This window comes from Dactylosporangium maewongense (assembly GCF_039531485.1).
Classification (GTDB): domain Bacteria; phylum Actinomycetota; class Actinomycetes; order Mycobacteriales; family Micromonosporaceae; genus Dactylosporangium; species Dactylosporangium maewongense.
In genome coordinates this window covers 239,507-255,675 of sequence record NZ_BAAAQD010000017.1, presented here as the reverse complement: position 1 = coordinate 255,675, position 16,169 = coordinate 239,507, and the positions used below count along the sequence as shown (strand labels likewise).

Here is a 16,169-nt window from a genome sequence, read left to right as displayed (position 1 = left end):
AGGTCAGGGGCGGACGGCGGCCCTCGCAGCGGTCGGGGTGTCGGCGGCGAGGGCGGCCTTGGCGAACTGGACGCACTCGTCGTACGTGTGGGCGGCCAGGGCCTCCCGCACGGCCGGGATGCTGCGCGCCGCCATCGACAGGCTCGTGATGCCGAGACCGACGAGCACCAGGGCGAAGTCGGGGTCGGCGGCCGACTCGCCGCAGACGCCGACGGGTTTGCCGGCCTCACGGCCGGCGGCCGCGCAGGCGGCGATGAGCGAGATGAGGGCGGGCTGCCACGGGTCGAGCAGTTCGGCGAGGTCGCCGCACATGCGGTCGGCGGCGAAGGTGTACTGGCTGAGGTCGTTGGTCCCGATGCTGAGGAAGTCGACGTCGCGCAGGACGGCGCCCGCACGCAGCGCCGCGGCGGGCACCTCGATCATGACGCCGGCGGTGCGCAGCCCGTGCTCGCGGCACGAGGCCGCGAACGCGGCGGCCTCCCCCGCCGTGGCGACCATCGGCGCCATGACCCAGACGTCGGCGGACGTGGCCGCGGCGGCCGCGGCGATCGCGGACAGCTGGGTGTCGAGGACGGACGGCATCGTGCGGGCGACGCGCAGGCCGCGGATGCCGAGCGCCGGGTTGGGTTCGTCGGCGAGGCGCAGGAACGGCAGCGGCTTGTCGGCGCCGGCGTCGAGGGTCCGCACGACGACCTTGCGGCCGGGCAGCGCGGCGAACACCTCCTGGTAGGCGGCGACCTGCTCGGCGAACGCGGGCGGCTCGGTGCGGTCGAGGTACAGCAGCTCGGTGCGGAAGAGCCCGACGCCTTCCACGGAGGGGGCAAGGTCGCGAGCCGAGCCGATGTTGGCCAGCAGCGCCACTGGGTGGCCGTCGGACGTCGCGCCCGGGCCGGTGGACGCGGAGCGCCGCGCCAGCAGCTCCCGCTGCGCGTCGTTGACCGCCCGCGCGGACAGTTCCGAGATGCCGGGTGCGACGGCGCCGCTGGAGCCGTCGAGGCTCACCAGTACACCATCCGAAATCTCCAGAATGGAACCGCAGCGCACCACGGCGGGGATGCCCAGGGTCCGGGCCAGGATCGCGGTGTGGCTGGTCGGCCCGCCCTCCTCGGTGATCAGGCCCAGCACGACGGCCGGGTCGAGGCCGGCGGTGTCCGCAGGCGCCAGGTCGCGGGCGACCAGGATGAACGGGTGGCCGGGCGACGGCACCCCGGGCATCGGCAGCCCCAGGGACGCGGCGACCAGCCGGTCGCGGATGTCGTCGAGGTCGCTGACGCGTTCGGCCAGGTAGCCCCCGGCCGCCTCGAACGCCGCGCGGTGCTCGGCGAGCGCGGCGTCGAACGCGTGCGGTGCGTCCGCGCCGCCGTCGACCGCGGCGTCCACCGCCTCGAGGAGCATCTCGTCGCCGGCCATGAGCACCTGCGCGCGCAGCACCTCGGCGGCGGTGGCGTCGCTCGCCAGGTCGGCGCGGCGGGTCAGGTCCGCGCACACGGCGGCGACGGCGTCCCGGGCCCGCGCGCGTTCCGCGTCGGCGTCGATCACGGCCGGCGCGGGCGGCAGCGGGGGCGGCGGGGCCAGCCGGTGGACCGGCCCCGCGGCGCGTCCGGGGCTGACGCCGATGCCCTGCAGCTCACCCATCTTCGGCGTCCAGGTCGCGCTCCAGGAGGTCCGCCAGGGCGTCGACGGCGGCCTGCGCACCGTCGCCGTCGGCCTCCAGGGTCACCTCGGTGCCCTTCTTCGCCCCGAGCGACAGCACGGACAGCATGCTGCGCGCCGGGACGGCCTTCTTCTCGCCGGTACGGATGGTGACCGGCACGGGCTGTTTGGCGGCCGCGGCGACGAACAGCGCGGCGGGGCGCGCGTGCAGGCCGCTGGCGGAGCCGACGAGGACGGTCCGGGTGGGCATCAAGCACCTCCTACGGTTCGATGGTGACCTTGATCGCCTCGCCGCGGGCCACGATGCCGAAGGCGTCGAGTGCGTCGGCGAGGGGCAGGCGGTGGGTGATGAGGTCGGCGACGGGCACGGCACCGGAGGCGATGAGCCGCAGCGCCTCCTTGTTGTGCTCTGGGCTGGAGCCGTTGGCGCCGACGATCGTGAGCTCCCGGTAGTGCACGATGTTGGAGTCGACGGAGACGACCGGCTTGTCCTTCGGCAGGCCGCCGAAGAAGCTGATCCTGCCCTGCCGGGCGGTCATCTGCAGCGCCTGCTCCTGGGCGGCACCGGACGCGGCGGCGGTGATGACGACGTCGGCGCCGCGGCCCTCGGTGAGCTTCATGACGGCGTCGACGACGTCGGTCTCGGCGCCGCAGATCGCCGCGTCGGGGCGGACGAGGTCGGCGGCGAGGTCGAGGCGCTCCCGGTTGAGGTCGACCAGGAAGACCCGCTTGGCGCCGCGGGCCCGGGCGAGCCGGACGTGCAGGCAGCCGATCGGGCCGGAGCCGACGACGACCACGTCGTCGCCGTCGCCGACGCGGGCGAGGTTCTGGCCGTTGAGGACGCAGGCGAGCGGTTCGGCGACGGAGGCCTCGGCGTAGCTGACGCCGTCGGGGATGCGGTTGAGGCCGTCGACGTCGAGCACGTTGCGCGGCACCACCATGTACTCGGCGAAGCCGCCGTCGAAGTGGTACCCCATCGACACCTGGTTGGAGCAGACGGTCATGTGGCCGCGCGTGCACTCGCCGCAGCGACCGCACGGGATCGCCGCGATGACCTGGACGCGGTCGCCGGCCTGCCACCCGGTGACGTCGGCGCCGACCTCGACGACCTCGCCGGCGATCTCGTGGCCCATGACCCGCGGCGGCACGATGTGGTGGTGTCCATGGTTGTAGATCTTCACATCGGTGCCGCATGTTGAGCAGGCCCGGACGCGGATCTTCACGTCGGCGGGGCCCGGGGTGGGCTCCGGCGCGTCCTCGATGCGGACGTCGCCGGGGGCATGGAATGTCAGGACTTTCACTGGTTTTCCTTTGTAAGAAGGCGTTGTACGAAGCCGGCATCCGTCGCGTCCCGCAGCGCTTCGGCTTGATCGGGGTCCATGAGCACCTCGGCCAGGGACGCCAGGATGTCGACGTGGCCGTCCCCGGCGGCGGCGATGGCGACGCAGACGCGCACGTCGTTGCCGTCCCAGTCGACGCCGTCGGGGAAACGCAGCACCGCCAGGGCGTCGCGGCGCACGTTCTCCTTGCTGTTCAGCGTGCCGTGCGGGATGGCGACGCCCTCGCCGATGTACGTGGAGACGCTCCGCTCACGGGCGAGCATGGCGTCGACGTACTGCTCGCCGACGGCGCCGACCTCGACGAGCACCGCGCCGCAGCGGCGGATCGCCTCGTCCCGCGATCCGGCCCGCTCGTGGAGCCGGATCGCGTCGCTGGTCAGCAGGCCGGCCGGCTGGTCGGCATGGTCGGCATGGTCGGCCAGCTGGTCAGCGTGTTGGGTCGGCTGGTCAGCCATTGAGCTCACCGCCGCGCTGGACGGCATTGACCACCTTCGTCACCGCCGGGTCGCCGATGAACACCTGGATGGGCACGATCACCTTGTCGGGGGCGCTGACCCGGGCCCGGGCGGCGAGGCCCGCGTGGCAGATGACCACGTCGGCGTCGGCCGGGATCTGGTTCACCGGGGTGTGCTCGACGGTGACGGCGCTCTTCGACAGCTGCCGGCGCAGGGTGCTGGCGAGCATGACGCTGCTGCCCATGCCGGCGTCGCACGCGACGACGACCTTCTTGATCGCGGTGCCGTTGATGGTGGGCATGCGCTAAACCTCCTGGCGGGCCGTGGTTGTGCGCGGCAATCCGTCTGTTGGTGATGGTCCACCGGTGGAGACCGCGTCCGTGGTGCGTGCGGTTCCTTCTTCGACGACCGCGGCGTCCGCGGCGGCGGCCGTGTCGTCGTCGACCCCGTCGGCGGGCGGCTCGCCCCGGCCGAAGCCCATCAGGACGGAGGCCACGGCGAAGGTGACGGCGGCGGAGATGACGATGCCGAGCAGGACCGCGACGTAGCCGCCCTTCGGCGTGACCGCCATGTAGGCGAAGATGCTGCCGGGTGCGGGGGTGGCGACGAGCCCGGCACCGGTGACCATGAAGGTGCCGACGCCCGCGGCGCCACCGGCGATCATGGCGAGGATCAGCTTCGGCTTCATCAGCACGTACGGGAAGTAGATCTCGTGGATGCCGCCGAGGAACTGCACGATGATCGCGGCCGGGACGCTGGGCCGCAGGGCGCGGGGGCCGAAGAGCATGAACGCGAGCAGCAGGCCGAGGCCCGGGCCGGGGTTCGACTCGATCATGAACAGGATCGACTTGCCCTTGTCGGCGGCCTCGGCGACGCCGAGCGGGCCGAGCACGCCGTGGTTGATGGCGTTGTTGAGGAACAGCACCTTCGCCGGCTCGACCAGCACCGACGTGAGCGGCAGCAGGTCCTTGTCGACGAGCCAGTCCACGCCGGAGCCGGCGCGCTTGGTGAGCCACTCGACGACCGGGCCGATGCCGTACACGCCGCCGATGGCCATCGCGCCGCCGATGATGCCGGCGCTGAAGTTGTCGACCAGCATCTCGAAGCCCGGCCGGATCCGGTTCTCCACCAGGCCGTCGAAGAGCTTCAGCAGGTACGCCGTCAGCGGGCCGATGAGCATCGCGCCGAGGAACATCGGGACGTCGGCGCCGATGACGAGGCCCATGGTGGCGACCGCGCCGACGACCGCGCCGCGCTGCCCGTGGACGAGCCGGCCGCCGGTGTAGCCGATGAGCACGGGCAGCAGCACGCTGATCATCGGGCCGACGAGCCCGGCGAGCTTCTCGTTGGGCAGCCAGCCGGTCGGGATGAACAGTGCCGTGATCAGCCCCCAGGCGATGAACGCGCCGATGTTGGGCATGACCATGGCGGCCAGGTAGCCGCCCACGCGTTGCACGGAGGCCTTGAAGCCACCGCCTTGGACCTGCGGGGTGTAGGTCGACACGGGGTTCTCCTTCAGGAGGGCGGGCCGGAGCGCAGCAGGGGGCGGAGCTGGTCCGGTTGGGGGTGGATGGTGACGTTGTGGCGGATCAGGTCGGCGGGGCCGGGCATCCGGCTGCCGGGGAGGCTGACCGCGGCGGCGCCCCAGGCGAGGCCTTCGGCGAGCGCGGCGGCGCCGCGGGCGCCGGCGGCGAGGAACCCGGCGAGCAGGGCGTCGCCGGCGCCGACGGTGCTGCGCGGGCGTGTGACGGGGCAGGTGCCGGTGACGACCCCGTCGGCGTCGACGAGGACGGCACCGTCGGCGCCGAGGCTGGCGACGACAGCGTCCGCGCCCCACGCGCGCAGCTGCTGGCAGGCCTCGACCACGTCGCCGAGGGCGGCCATGCCGCTCAAGGGCGCGCCGACGACCTCGGCGAGCTCGTCGCGGTTGGGTTTGAGCAGGGTCGCCCCGGCCGAGGCGGCCTCGCGCAGGGCGGGGCCGCTGGTGTCGACGGCGACGCGGATGCCGGCGGACCGCAGCCGGCGGCACAGCTGGGCGTACGCGTCGGCAGGCAGGCCCGGGGGGACGCTGCCGCACAGCACGACCCAGTCGGCGCTGCCGGCACGGGTCAGGACGCGGTCGGTGATCTCGTCGAACTCGGCGCGGAACATCGCCGGACCCGGCTCGTTGACCTTGGTGACGGTGCCGTCGGGCTCGGCGAGGGTGATGTTGGACCTGGTCCTGCCGGTGATCGGGACGGCGAGGACCTCGACGCCTTCCGCCTTCAGCAGGCGCACGAGCTGCCCGCCCTCGTCGCCGCCGCACGGCAGCACCGCGACGGACGGCACGCCGTTGGCGAGCAGCGCCCGGGAGACGTTGACGCCCTTGCCGCCGGGGTCGAGGTGGGCGGCGGTGGCGCGGATGACCTCGCCGCGCGTGAGCGCGTCGACCTCGACGGCCCGGTCGAGGCTCGGGTTGAGCGTGACGGTGACGATCATGCCCGGGTCACCCTCACGCCGGCGGCCTCCAGGTCGCCGACGAGGTCGTTGTCGGCGACGGTGTCGGTGATGAGCAGGTCCAGGTCGGCGAGCTCGCCGAACCGGGCCAGGTAGTCGTTGCCGAGCTTGGTGTGGTCGGCGAGCAGGACCGTGCGCCGGGCGGCCCGGATCATCGCCCGCTTGACGGCCGCCTCGGCCGGGTCGGGCGTGGTGAGGCCGCGCTCGACGGAGATGCCGTTCGTGCCGACGAACGCCACGTCCACGTAAAGGTCCGCGAGGGGCCGCAGCGACCAGTCGTCGACGGTGGCGAGGGTCTTGCCGCGGACCCGGCCGCCGAGCAGCAGCACGTTGAGGTTGGCGCGGACTCCGAGGGTGGTGGCGATGACCGGCGAGTTGACCACGACGGTCAGCTCCCGGTCGGCGGGCAGCAGCCGCGCCAGGCGGGCGGTGGTGGTGCCGGCGTCGAGGATGATGGCGCCCTCGTCGGGCACCTCGGCGAGCGCGACCTTGGCGATGCGCTCCTTCTCCTCGATGAGGACCGCGTCGCGCGTCGCCAGGGCGGGCTCGAACCCGATCCGCTCGACCGGGATCGCCCCGCCGTGCACCCGGCGCAGGACGCCGGCCCGCTCCAGCATGGTGAGGTCGCGGCGGATCGTCTCGGTCGTGACGTTGAGCTCGTCGGCCAGGCCGGCGACCTCGACCCGGCCCTGCGCGCGGGCGATCCGGAGGATCTCTTGCTGCCGTTCTTCGGCGTACATCGTGTTGTTTCACCGCCGTTTCGTTTTGCTTGTGCTTTGTTTACGCCCGCTTGTGTTGGAAGTCAAGAGTGGGCCCACAACGAACCAGATGACGAGCACCATCGACACCTGACCCATGCCGTTCTTCAGCGCGGCGGTGCGCGCCGGGTCGCCGATCCACCAGATCCCGACCGCGAGTAATGCGCAGGTCACGGCCCATGCGATGGCCGCGAGGCCGAACAGGCGCCACTCGTGCGCCCGCCGGTTGGCCGGCTTCTCGGGCTCGGGTCCACCGGCGAACCGGTGCGCGAACCGCACGTCCGCCCAGCGCACCACGGTGTGCGCGAACGCGAGGGAGAACCCGAGGTACAGCGCGGCGAGCGCGTGCGTCGAGCCGGCGGTCGCGCCGTTGTGCAGGTCGACCGCGCAGGCGACCAGCAGCGCGAGATCCACCAGCGGCACGCCCGCCAGCACGACGGCGCCGGCGGTGGGGCGGCGCAACGGGTACCGCAGCAGCAGCCCCAGACCGAGCACGATCCAGAACGCGATCTCACAACCGATGATGAATCCGATGACCATGCTCCTGAGCGTTCCGCTAGTCAGCCGCGATGGCATCGGTCTTGAGACGGCCCAGGGCCTACATCCTTCGTCGCATACCGCCGGCGCCGCTTGTTTGATGGAATCGAGGCATGCGGGGACGGATGGTGGACGTGGTGCTGGCCTTGGCCGGGCTGGCCGTCGGCGTCCTCATGTTCGCCACCGGGCAATATCAGGCGCGGTTCGGCGTCTGGTGGCTCGTGCCGCCCCTCGTCGTGTGCTGCGGGGCCGTCCTGCTGCGCCGCACCGCCCCGGTCGCGTCGGTCCTCGTCGGCACCGCCGCGCTCACCGCCGACGTGATCGTCGGGCCGTCCCTGGCGACCCCACTGGTCTACACGCAGGTCCTCTACGACGCCTGCGTCCACGGCCGGCAGTCCCTCGCCCGGGCGCTGCTCGCCTGCTCCGTCGCCGGCTCCGTGATCACCGCCGTCGTCGCCCTGGTCGTGTTCCGCGACGTGCGGGCGCTCGGCCTCGCCGTGCTCCTCGCCCTGGTCACCGTCGTGCCCGTGCTCACCGGCACGCACGTGCGCCACCACCGGGAGCAGGCGTTCGTCGCGCGGCAGCTGGTGCGCCTCACCGAGCTCGACCGGACCAACGCCGTCGCCGCCGAGCGCGCCCGCATGGCCCGCGAGCTGCACGACGTCATCGCCAACCACCTCAGCGCCGTCGCCATCCACGCCACGGCGGCGCTCAGCACCGACCTCGGCCCCGACCGCACCCGCGAGGCGCTGCGCGTCATCCGGGAGAACAGCGTCAGCGGCCTGGCCGAGATGCGCCAGCTGGTCGGGTTCCTCCGCGACCCCGCGGGCGGGTCGGCGGCCGAGGACGTCACGGCGGGCCTGGCCGACCTGGAGGACCTCGCCGGGAGGGCACGGCGTTCCGGATTGGCCGTTGCGGTGTCTGTACGGGGCGAGCCGGCCGCCCTGCCGACCTCGGTGGACCTGGCCGCCTACCGCATCGTGCAGGAGTCCCTGACCAACGCCCTCAAGCACGGCTCCGGCGGCCCGGTGTCCGTGTCGGTCGCCTACCTGCCGTCGACGGTGGACATCACGGTGGCCTCCCCTTCGGCCGCTCCGGCCGGGAAGCCCGACGGCCGCCCCGACGCGGACACCGACGCGGCCGGCGCCGGGGCGGGCGTCATCGGCATGCGCGAGCGCGCCGAGCTGCTCGGCGGCTCCCTGTCCGCAGGCCCGCACGCCGGCGGCTGGCTCGTCTCCGCCCGCCTCCCCCGCACGGTGAACGCATGACCCGCCCAGTGCACCGCCCTGAGTCGTCCCGGCAGCGGACGCACGGCACAGGTGACGCCACGAGCCGCCCGGAGCACCGCCCTGGATCGGCCCGGCAGCAAACGCACGGCACAGGTGACGCCATGAGCCGCCCGGAGCACCGCCCTGGATCGGCCCGGCAGCAAACGCACGGCGCAGGTTTCGCCATGAGCAGTTCGGAGCGCCGTCCTGGATCGGCTCGGCAGTGGACGCACGACGCGGGTCTCGCCGCGAGCTGCTCGGAGCACTTCCTGGATCGGTTCGGCAGCGGACACATGGGCGCCGGTGACGCCGTGAGCGGCCCAGCACCGGACGGGACCGGCGCCCATCGAGAGCACCGCGCCGAGCCGGTCCGGGCCCGAACCTCGGCCGAGGTGACGCCATGACCAGGCACGGCCGCTCACCGGCAGCGCGGCGACGACAGGGCTCTGCGGTCATTCGGTCGTGGGTTCTCTCAGGCAGCCCGGAATCGCCGCACGTCCGGCTCGGATCACCGCGGCCGAGCGGTCACTTGGCGTCGACAGCGCGTCAGGGCGGCCCGGCACCGGAACCCCGCAGAGACGCCGCAACGACCGATCCGGAGCACACCGGGCGCTCATGTGGGATCGGCAGCGCTTCGGACCATCACAACACCGAAACGCAACCAAACCAACGACAGCACAACGCCGGGGTAGGCATGCGGCGTCGACAGTGCGTCGGGGCTGCCCGGTGTCGGAGCGTGGCCGAGGTGGTGGCGTGACCACGCGGGTGCTCGTGGCCGATGATCAGGGTGCGGTCCGGGCCGGGCTTGTGCTCATCCTCGGGTCCGCTCCTGATCTCGACGTCGTCGGGGAGGCGGTCGACGGGCGGCAGGCGGTGGAGATGGCCGCGGCGCTGCGGCCCGATGTCGTGGTCCTCGACGTGCGCATGCCGCGGCTCGACGGCATCGCCGCGACGCGTGAGATCGTTGCGCTCGGGGTTTCTGGCGTGTTGATTCTGACCACGTTCGACCTTGACGAGTACGTCTTCGGCGCGCTGCGGGCCGGGGCCGCCGGGTTCCTGCTCAAGGATGCCGAGGCCGCCGACCTGCTCGCCGCGGTCCGGGCCGTGGCCCGGGGTGACGGCGTCATGGCGCCGGCCGTCACGCGCCGCGTCATCGCCACGTTCGCCGGGCCGCCCGCGCCGCCGGTCGACCCATCGGGGCTCACCGACCGGGAGCGTGATGTGCTGCGCTGCCTCGGCGACGGGCTGTCCAACGCCGAGATCGGCAGCCGCCTCGGGATCGCCGAAGCCACCGCGAAGACCCACGTCAGTCGGGTCCTGGCCAAGCTCGGCCTGCGCAGCCGCGTCCAGGCCGCCATCGCCGCCCAGGGCCTCCCCATGACCTGAACCACGTCCGACCGACGATCCCACCACCGCGGCCGGCCGTCCGGTCGCGGTGGACAGGCGGCCCCGCGCCCCGCAACAGCCGGCGCCGGGCCGTTCGGATCGGGCTGGTTCGGCCGACGTCCCGCCGACCAGCGACGGCAACTCCACCGAGCTGCCGAGTCCGGCCACCGCGGCGCCGCATGTGCTGCCCGCCCGGCGACAAGCGGACGTGGGGTGCATGTGCTGCCCGCCCGGCGACAAGCGGACGTGGGGTGGAAGACGACCGCCTCCCACAACGTCGCACGGCGGCGACCGCGGCCGCTCGCCTTCGGCGTCCTCGTCCGGGAGCCGGTCGTCCTCAGGCCACGACCTCCGTCGCGCGCGAGCTGGGTCAGGTCAGCTCGCCGGGCAGCAGGCTGTAGATGAGGCTGTCCCGGCGGCCGCCGCGGAAGGGCATGTGGGAGCGCAGCAGACCCTCGAGGGAGAACCCGCACCGGGTCGCGACCCGCTGCGACGCCGTGTTGTCGGGCCCGCACGTCAGCTCCAGCCGGGCGATCCTCAGCTCCGCGAACGCCCACCCGGCCAGCAGCCGGACCGCCTGCGTCGCGGCGCCACGGCCGCGGCCGGCGGGCGCGAGCCAGTAGCCGATCGCCGCGCTCCCCCGCGTCGGCCGCACCTCGTGCAGCGAAACCTCGCCGAGCAGCACGCGTTCGTCGCCCGGCTCGACCACCGCCAGGCTGAGCGCGTCACCGTTCGATCGCGCCCATTCCTGCCCGGCCAGGTGCTCCCGCGCCTCGGGCTCCGTGAACGGCTCGTCCCGCCAGGAGAACCGCCGGATCACCGGATCCTCGAACGCCCGCACCACCCCAGGCACGTCCTCGGCACGCCAGGCCCGCAGCCGCACGACATCCCCGGCGAGCGCGGGCGCGGGGAGCTGGAGTTCTGCCATGACGGGATCCTCCCCGAATCGGCGCGGCGGCGCCGTGCGGGATCAGTCGCGAGGCTTCGCGTGGCGGGCGAGCTGCGCGGTGGCCCGTTCCTGGCCCTGTGCCTGCGGCGGCACCGCCACGAACGGTGGCACCGACGGTGCCGGGGCGGACGCGCCGGCGGAGCCTGCCCGGTGCAGCTTGTGCCAGCGGAGCCGGGCGCCGGTGAGGGCCGTGCCGAGAGACTGGAGGAGCACGAGGTACATGAGCTGGCGGTACACGATCTGCTGCAGCGGCAGGACCCACAGGACGCGGAGCTTCTCCCTGTCCAGGCGGAAGGCGACGACCGCGGTGAGGACCTGCAGGGCGAACATGACGAGCCAGGCGCCGGTGGTGGCCTTCCAGCCGGAGAAGCACAGGCCGTACACGAGCAGGATGTCGATGAGCGGGGCCAGCAGCGGGAGCGCGATGCCGAAGAACGCGATGAAGGGCAGGCCGATCCGGCCGAACCGGCCCGAGGGTCCGCGGTCCACCAGCGAGCGGCGGTGCTTCCACATCGCCTGCATGGTGCCGTAGCTCCAACGGTAGCGTTGCAGCCACAGCTGCCGGAGGGTGGCGGGGGCCTCGGTCCAGGCGCGGGCGCGCTCCTCGTAGACGACGCGCCAGCCGGTGCGGCACAGCGCCATGGTGGCGTCGGTGTCCTCGGCCAGGGTGTCGTGGCTGATCCCGCCGATGTCCTGCAGCGCCTCGCGGCGGAACGCACCGATCGCGCCCGGGATGGTGGGCATGCAGCGCAGGATGTCGTACAGGCGGCGGTCCAGGTTGAACCCGATGACGTACTCGATGTGCTGCCACCGGGCCACGATCGAACGGCGGTTGCCGACCTTGACGTTGCCGGCGACCGCGCCGACCGAAGGGTCGGCGAACGGCTGCACCAGGTGCCGGATCGCGTCCGGTTCGAAGACGGTGTCGCCGTCGACCATGACGATCAGGTCGTGCTGCGCCATGGCCACGCCGACGTTGAGGGCGTTGGGCTTGCCGCCGTTGGGGATCCGGACCACCCTGACGTTGGGGATCCGCAACGCCTCCACCAGCGATGCCGTGTCGTCGGTCGAGCCGTCGTCGACGACGACCACCTCGATCCCGCCGGCATGGTCGCCGCCCGCCAGGGACCGCACCGCGGCCTCGATCCCCTCCTTCTCGTTGTAGGCCGGCACGATCACCGAGACCGGCAGCTGCACCGGTGGGCCCCACCGCCACGACGCGGCCCGCCGCCGCCGCGCGTGCCGGCCCGCGAGCAGGAACAGCGCCACGGTGCGGGCGATCGTCAGCAGCCCGGCGGCCAGGAACAGCACGCGGAGGGTGGCCGTCACCCAGTCCGCCAGCACGACGGCCGTGGCCAGGGCGAAGGCGCGCCGCTGGTCGACCGCGCCCGCCGGCGCCTCGACGACCGCCGGCCCGGCGAGCGTGCGGGCCAGGCCCTGCGAGACGGTGGTGAAGGTGTAGCCGCGCCGCTGCATCAACGGGATGAACTTGTCCAGCGCCGCGACGGTCTGCGCGCGGTCGCCGCCGCCGTCGTGCATGGGCACGATCGCGCCCGAGTCGCCCGGCGGGGTCGCGCCGGCGACGATCGCGTCGACGCCGGGCGTGCTCCAGTCCCGGCTGTCCACGTCGGCCATGATCGTCAGGTAGCCGAGCCCGCCGGCCTCCCGGATCAGCGGCCACTCGGTGTTGTCGATGGCGCTGGGGCTGGAGGAGTACGGCAGCCGCAGCAGCGCCGACTTGATGCCGGTGGCGTGGACGACGGCGAGCTGGGTCTGCGAGTACTCCAGCTCCCGCTGCCACCGTGGCAGGCGTTCGAGCTGCGGGTGCGTGAAGGTGTGGATGCCGATCTCGTCGCCGTCCCGGGCCAGCTCGCTGACGATGTCCGAGTGCCGGAGCACCTGGGAGCCGACGACGAAGAACGTGGCGTTGACGTGGTGCCGGCGCAGCACCTCCACGATCCGCGGCGTCCACTCCGGGTCCGGGCCGTCGTCGAAGATGAGGGCGATGGTGCGGTCCGGCAGCCGGTAGGAGCGCACCGTGCCGTTGCGGGTGTCGATGATCGGGCCGCCATGGATGACCTCGGCCGGGACCTTGGTGTGCTGCCCAGGCCTCGCGGTGTGGTCGGGGTGGAACTCGGCGTTGGCGTATGCCTCGGCCAGCAGCGCCCCGACCAGCACGATGAACGCGACCAGACCGAAGATCAGGCGACTGAACGACACCCGCTTCCGCACACGGGTCACGCCGGGCCCACACCGATGACCACGGCGATGCCGAGGGTGGAGCTCGGTGAGGCGCTCGGCTGCGGTGTGGTCGACGTGGTCGGCGCCGTCGATGCGGTCGGCGTGCCCGACGCGGCCGGCGGTGAGGCGGAGGGCGCCCCGCTCGTCGTCGCCCCGGACGGTGGGGCGCTGGACACGGAGCCGCTCGGCCGGACGGACGCGCTCGCCGAGGCGGGCGCGGAGCTGCTGCGGGCGGTCCCGGCGCCGGTGGGCCGCTTGACGGGCTGGCCGGGCGCGGGCGTGCTCTTCCTGGCCGGCGGCGTCGCGGACGCGGACGTTCCCGGCGCCGGGAACGACAACAGGTCCAGCGGGCCGGTGAGCAGGAACGCGGCGACCAGTACCAGGGCCGCGTAGACCAGTGCCGCCACGCCGCCCAGGTGGAAGAAGAGTCGGATCCGCCGTCCACGTCGGCCCGTGGAATCTACGAAGACAGGTGCTGAAACGTCAGCGGTGGTGGTGACGTCGGCCGGGGCATTCACGGACACCGCGCCAGCATAGGAGCGGCCGGCCGCCGAAATCGCAGGAAGAACGGCCTCGGCGAACGGCATCGCCGAATCTCCCATCCCGCTCACCCGGCGATTCCCGCGGTCTCACCCGGGCGGTACCACGGCGCCGGCGCCGGACTCACCCAGCGATGGGAGTCTGCCCGCCGGACTTGACATGTGACCTTTGGGTCACATAACTTCGAGTAGTGGATGACGACGACCGCGTCTTCAAGGCCCTCGCGGACCCGAGCCGACGGTTCCTGCTTGACCTGCTCTTTGAGCGTGACGGCCGCACGCTGACGGAGCTGGAGTCGGAGCTGGAGATGTCACGCTTCGGGGTCATGAAGCACTTGAAGGTGCTCGAAGAGGCGGACCTGGTCGTGACCCGCCGGATGGGGAGGGAGAAGTTGCACTTCCTCAACCCGATCCCGATCCGCCAGGTGCACGACCGGTGGATCGACAAGTACACCGAGCACCACGTGACTGCACTGCTGGAGCTGAAGACCGACCTCGAAGGGGACGACGAACCATGAGCAGCACGCAGGTATACAAGGTCTACATCAAGGCGAGCCCGCAGAAGATCTGGGACGCGATCACCACGCCGGAGTGGACGTCGCGGTACGGGTACCGCGGCGCCAACCACATGGAGCTGCGCCCGGGCGGTGCGTTCCGGGGGATGTCGAACGAGGGCATGATCGCCGCGGGTGCGCCGGAGCTCGGCGTCGACGGCGAGATCGTCGAGGTGGAAGCGCCGTTCCGGCTCGTGCAGACGTGGAGGATGCTGATGGACCCGAACCACGTGCCGGAGGGCTTCACCCGCCTCACGTACGAGCTGAAGGAAGGCAAGGACGGCGTTACCTCGCTGACCGTCACGCACGAGATCGGCGACGAGGCGGGTCTGGCGGAGATGCTCGCCGGCGAGCTGGAGGACGTGGGCGCGGGCGGCGGCTGGCCGTGGATCCTCAGCGACCTGAAGTCGCTGCTGGAGACCGGCGTCGCCATGACGGACTGACACCGCGACGGCCGGTGCCACGGGGGCGCCGGCCGTCACCGCAGGCCCATGCCAGCCAGGGTCAGCGCCACTCCTCCAGGTGCGCGGCGATGAACTCGCCCATCGAGGTCGGGCGTCGTCCGGTGATGCGTTCGACGTCGGGCGACAGCGGGGCGAAGCCGCCCGCCCGGACGCGGTCGTAGAGGTCGGCGAGGATGTCCCGCAGCCACGGGTCCAGGCCCTCGAGGCCCTGCTCGGCCGGCGGGTCGTCGGCGCGGACGGCCACGCCGAGGTGTGCGGACAGTTCGGCCGCGACCGCCCGTACCGGCAACGCGGCGGGACCGGTGATCGTGTACTCCCGCCCGTGGTGGTCGAGCGGCGACAGCAGGACGGCGACAGCGACCGCCGCGATGTCCCGCGCGTCGACCCAGGCGATCGGCGCGCCGCCGGACGGCAGCCGAAACACCCGGCCGGCGCGGATGTCGTCGCGGTAGAAGCGCGGGTCGGTCAGGACCTGGTGGAACCAGGAGGGCCGCAGCACGGTCCAGCCGGCGGCGCGGCCGGTGACGGCGTCCTCGACCCGCCGGGCCCAGTGTCCGGCGGCCAGCGAGCCGGCGCCCTGCTCCGACAGCAGCACGACATGGGCGGCGGGGTTGAGGTCGACGAGCCCGGCCACGTGCTCGGGCGCCTCCGGCACGTCCGGCCGCATCAGGTACACCGCGTCCACGTCCTTCACGGCGTCCGGCCAGGTGCCCGGATCGTCCCAGGAGAACGGGACCGCCGCGCCCGGCTGCGACGACCCTTCCCGGACGACCAGCCCGGGCCGCCGCCGCAGCCGGGCGACCACCTCCCGCCCGGTCTTGCCCCTGGCGCCGGTCACCAGCACCGTGCGGCTCATCGCGCCCCCTCCAGCCGTGCCAGGTGCCACTCCCGTGCTGCCACGCCCATGCCTGCCTCCGACGTAGATACTTGATGCAATCAAGCATCATCGTAAGCACGAGAACTTGAGGCAATCAAGCTTTTTGGTAGACTGATCCCGTGGCCGTTCCGTCGGGCCCGGTGACCGCGTCGACCGACGCCGAGCGGGCGATGTTCCAGTTCGTCGACGCGTATGACCGCGCCTACGAGACCGCCGCGACGAAGCACGGCCTGAGCGTGGCGCAGGCCTGCGTCCTCGGCCGGCTCGCCGACCCCCGCGGCATGCGTGAGCTGGCCGACGAGCTCGGGTGCGACGCGTCGAACGTCACCCAGATCATCGCCCGCCTCGAGGGCCGCGCGCTCGTCCAGCGCCGGACCCACCCGAGCGACCGCCGCTCCCGGCAGATCGTCCGGACCCCTGACGGCGACGCGCTCTACGCCGGCTTCGAGGAGTCGTTCGCCTTCGCCCGCGCGGCGATCGCCAACCTGAGCCCCGAGGAGCAGGACCGCCTCACCGCCCTGCTCCGCAAGGCCCTCGGCACCACGGACTGAAGGAGTCATCCTACGTATCTGGCAGCGGGAAGCCGTAGATCACGGATAGTCTCGGACGAAGTAGAGACCAGGCAGGCATTGACGAAGACAGACGTCCAATG

18 protein-coding genes are annotated in these 16,169 nt (G+C 72.8%); 6 read left to right on the top strand and 12 right to left on the bottom strand.

The window, feature by feature from the left end:
- Positions 1–3 precede the first annotated feature (3 nt).
- Genes ptsP through ABD332_RS37205 form a run of 9 tightly spaced genes read right to left on the bottom strand, consistent with a single transcriptional unit; the run spans position 4 to position 7,242 of the window.
- The gene (gene ptsP, locus ABD332_RS37245) at positions 4–1,635 is read right to left on the bottom strand and encodes a phosphoenolpyruvate--protein phosphotransferase (protein WP_344507686.1); all 1,632 of its coding nucleotides are present in this window, start codon (positions 1,633–1,635) and stop codon (positions 4–6) included.
- On the bottom strand, positions 1,628–1,903 hold the full coding sequence (locus tag ABD332_RS37240) for an HPr family phosphocarrier protein (RefSeq protein ID WP_344507684.1): 276 nt from the start codon (positions 1,901–1,903) through the stop codon (positions 1,628–1,630). The genes ptsP and ABD332_RS37240 overlap by 8 nt, the downstream gene beginning before the upstream one ends.
- A 10-nt stretch (positions 1,904–1,913) precedes the next feature.
- On the bottom strand, positions 1,914–2,954 hold the full coding sequence (locus ABD332_RS37235; RefSeq protein WP_344507682.1) for a zinc-dependent dehydrogenase: 1,041 nt from the start codon (positions 2,952–2,954) through the stop codon (positions 1,914–1,916).
- A complete protein-coding gene (locus tag ABD332_RS37230) occupies positions 2,951–3,448 on the bottom strand; it encodes a PTS mannitol transporter subunit IIA (RefSeq protein ID WP_344507680.1) in 498 nt (165 codons plus the stop codon). Before ABD332_RS37230 ends, ABD332_RS37235 begins: the two co-directional genes overlap by 4 nt.
- Positions 3,441–3,749: a PTS sugar transporter subunit IIBC family protein gene (locus ABD332_RS37225; RefSeq protein WP_344507679.1), complete on the bottom strand. Its 309-nt coding sequence runs from the start codon at positions 3,747–3,749 to the stop codon at positions 3,441–3,443. The genes ABD332_RS37230 and ABD332_RS37225 overlap by 8 nt, the downstream gene beginning before the upstream one ends.
- Before the next feature lie 3 nt (positions 3,750–3,752).
- Entirely contained in the window at positions 3,753–4,952 is a 1,200-nt protein-coding gene (mtlA, locus tag ABD332_RS37220) for a mannitol-specific PTS transporter subunit IIC (protein ID WP_344507678.1), read from the bottom strand.
- A gap of 11 nt (positions 4,953–4,963) precedes the next feature.
- A complete protein-coding gene (pfkB, locus tag ABD332_RS37215) occupies positions 4,964–5,926 on the bottom strand; it encodes a 1-phosphofructokinase (protein WP_344507677.1) in 963 nt (320 codons plus the stop codon).
- Positions 5,923–6,684, bottom strand: coding sequence for a DeoR/GlpR family DNA-binding transcription regulator (locus tag ABD332_RS37210; protein ID WP_344507675.1), 762 nt, complete (start codon positions 6,682–6,684; stop codon positions 5,923–5,925). The genes pfkB and ABD332_RS37210 overlap by 4 nt, the downstream gene beginning before the upstream one ends.
- Before the next feature lie 9 nt (positions 6,685–6,693).
- Positions 6,694–7,242, bottom strand: a complete 549-nt coding sequence (locus ABD332_RS37205; RefSeq protein ID WP_344507673.1) for a hypothetical protein — start codon at positions 7,240–7,242, stop codon at positions 6,694–6,696.
- A 110-nt stretch (positions 7,243–7,352) separates the two neighbouring features.
- Here ABD332_RS37205 and ABD332_RS37200 point away from each other — a divergent pair, with 110 nt between their 5' ends.
- Both ABD332_RS37200 and ABD332_RS37195 read left to right on the top strand, forming a co-directional pair.
- A complete protein-coding gene (locus ABD332_RS37200; RefSeq protein ID WP_344507671.1) occupies positions 7,353–8,507 on the top strand; it encodes a sensor histidine kinase in 1,155 nt (384 codons plus the stop codon).
- 753 nt (positions 8,508–9,260) lie between these two features.
- The gene (locus tag ABD332_RS37195; RefSeq protein WP_344507669.1) at positions 9,261–9,893 is read left to right on the top strand and encodes a response regulator; all 633 of its coding nucleotides are present in this window, start codon (positions 9,261–9,263) and stop codon (positions 9,891–9,893) included.
- A 370-nt stretch (positions 9,894–10,263) separates the two neighbouring features.
- Here ABD332_RS37195 and ABD332_RS37190 read toward each other — a convergent pair whose 3' ends face one another.
- The gene (locus ABD332_RS37190; RefSeq protein WP_344507667.1) at positions 10,264–10,821 is read right to left on the bottom strand and encodes a GNAT family N-acetyltransferase; all 558 of its coding nucleotides are present in this window, start codon (positions 10,819–10,821) and stop codon (positions 10,264–10,266) included.
- 42 nt (positions 10,822–10,863) lie between these two features.
- Complete coding sequence (locus ABD332_RS37185; RefSeq protein WP_344507665.1) at positions 10,864–13,083, bottom strand: bifunctional polysaccharide deacetylase/glycosyltransferase family 2 protein; 2,220 nt, start codon at positions 13,081–13,083, stop codon at positions 10,864–10,866.
- A 27-nt stretch (positions 13,084–13,110) separates the two neighbouring features.
- On the opposite strand from ABD332_RS37185, the gene ABD332_RS37180 reads away from it, so the two are divergent.
- From ABD332_RS37180 to ABD332_RS37170, 3 genes are all read left to right on the top strand, one after another.
- Complete coding sequence (locus tag ABD332_RS37180) at positions 13,111–13,476, top strand: hypothetical protein (RefSeq protein WP_344507663.1); 366 nt, start codon at positions 13,111–13,113, stop codon at positions 13,474–13,476.
- A 337-nt stretch (positions 13,477–13,813) separates the two neighbouring features.
- A complete protein-coding gene (locus ABD332_RS37175; RefSeq protein WP_344507661.1) occupies positions 13,814–14,140 on the top strand; it encodes an ArsR/SmtB family transcription factor in 327 nt (108 codons plus the stop codon).
- Positions 14,137–14,619: an SRPBCC domain-containing protein gene (locus ABD332_RS37170; protein ID WP_344507659.1), complete on the top strand. Its 483-nt coding sequence runs from the start codon at positions 14,137–14,139 to the stop codon at positions 14,617–14,619. Before ABD332_RS37175 ends, ABD332_RS37170 begins: the two co-directional genes overlap by 4 nt.
- A 61-nt stretch (positions 14,620–14,680) precedes the next feature.
- On the opposite strand, the gene ABD332_RS37165 is transcribed toward ABD332_RS37170, so the two are convergent.
- Complete coding sequence (locus ABD332_RS37165) at positions 14,681–15,496, bottom strand: Rossmann-fold NAD(P)-binding domain-containing protein (RefSeq protein ID WP_344507657.1); 816 nt, start codon at positions 15,494–15,496, stop codon at positions 14,681–14,683.
- A gap of 140 nt (positions 15,497–15,636) precedes the next feature.
- Between ABD332_RS37165 and ABD332_RS37160 the strand changes: the two genes are divergently transcribed.
- A complete protein-coding gene (locus tag ABD332_RS37160; protein ID WP_344507655.1) occupies positions 15,637–16,068 on the top strand; it encodes a MarR family winged helix-turn-helix transcriptional regulator in 432 nt (143 codons plus the stop codon).
- The last annotated feature ends 101 nt before the right edge of the window (positions 16,069–16,169 follow it).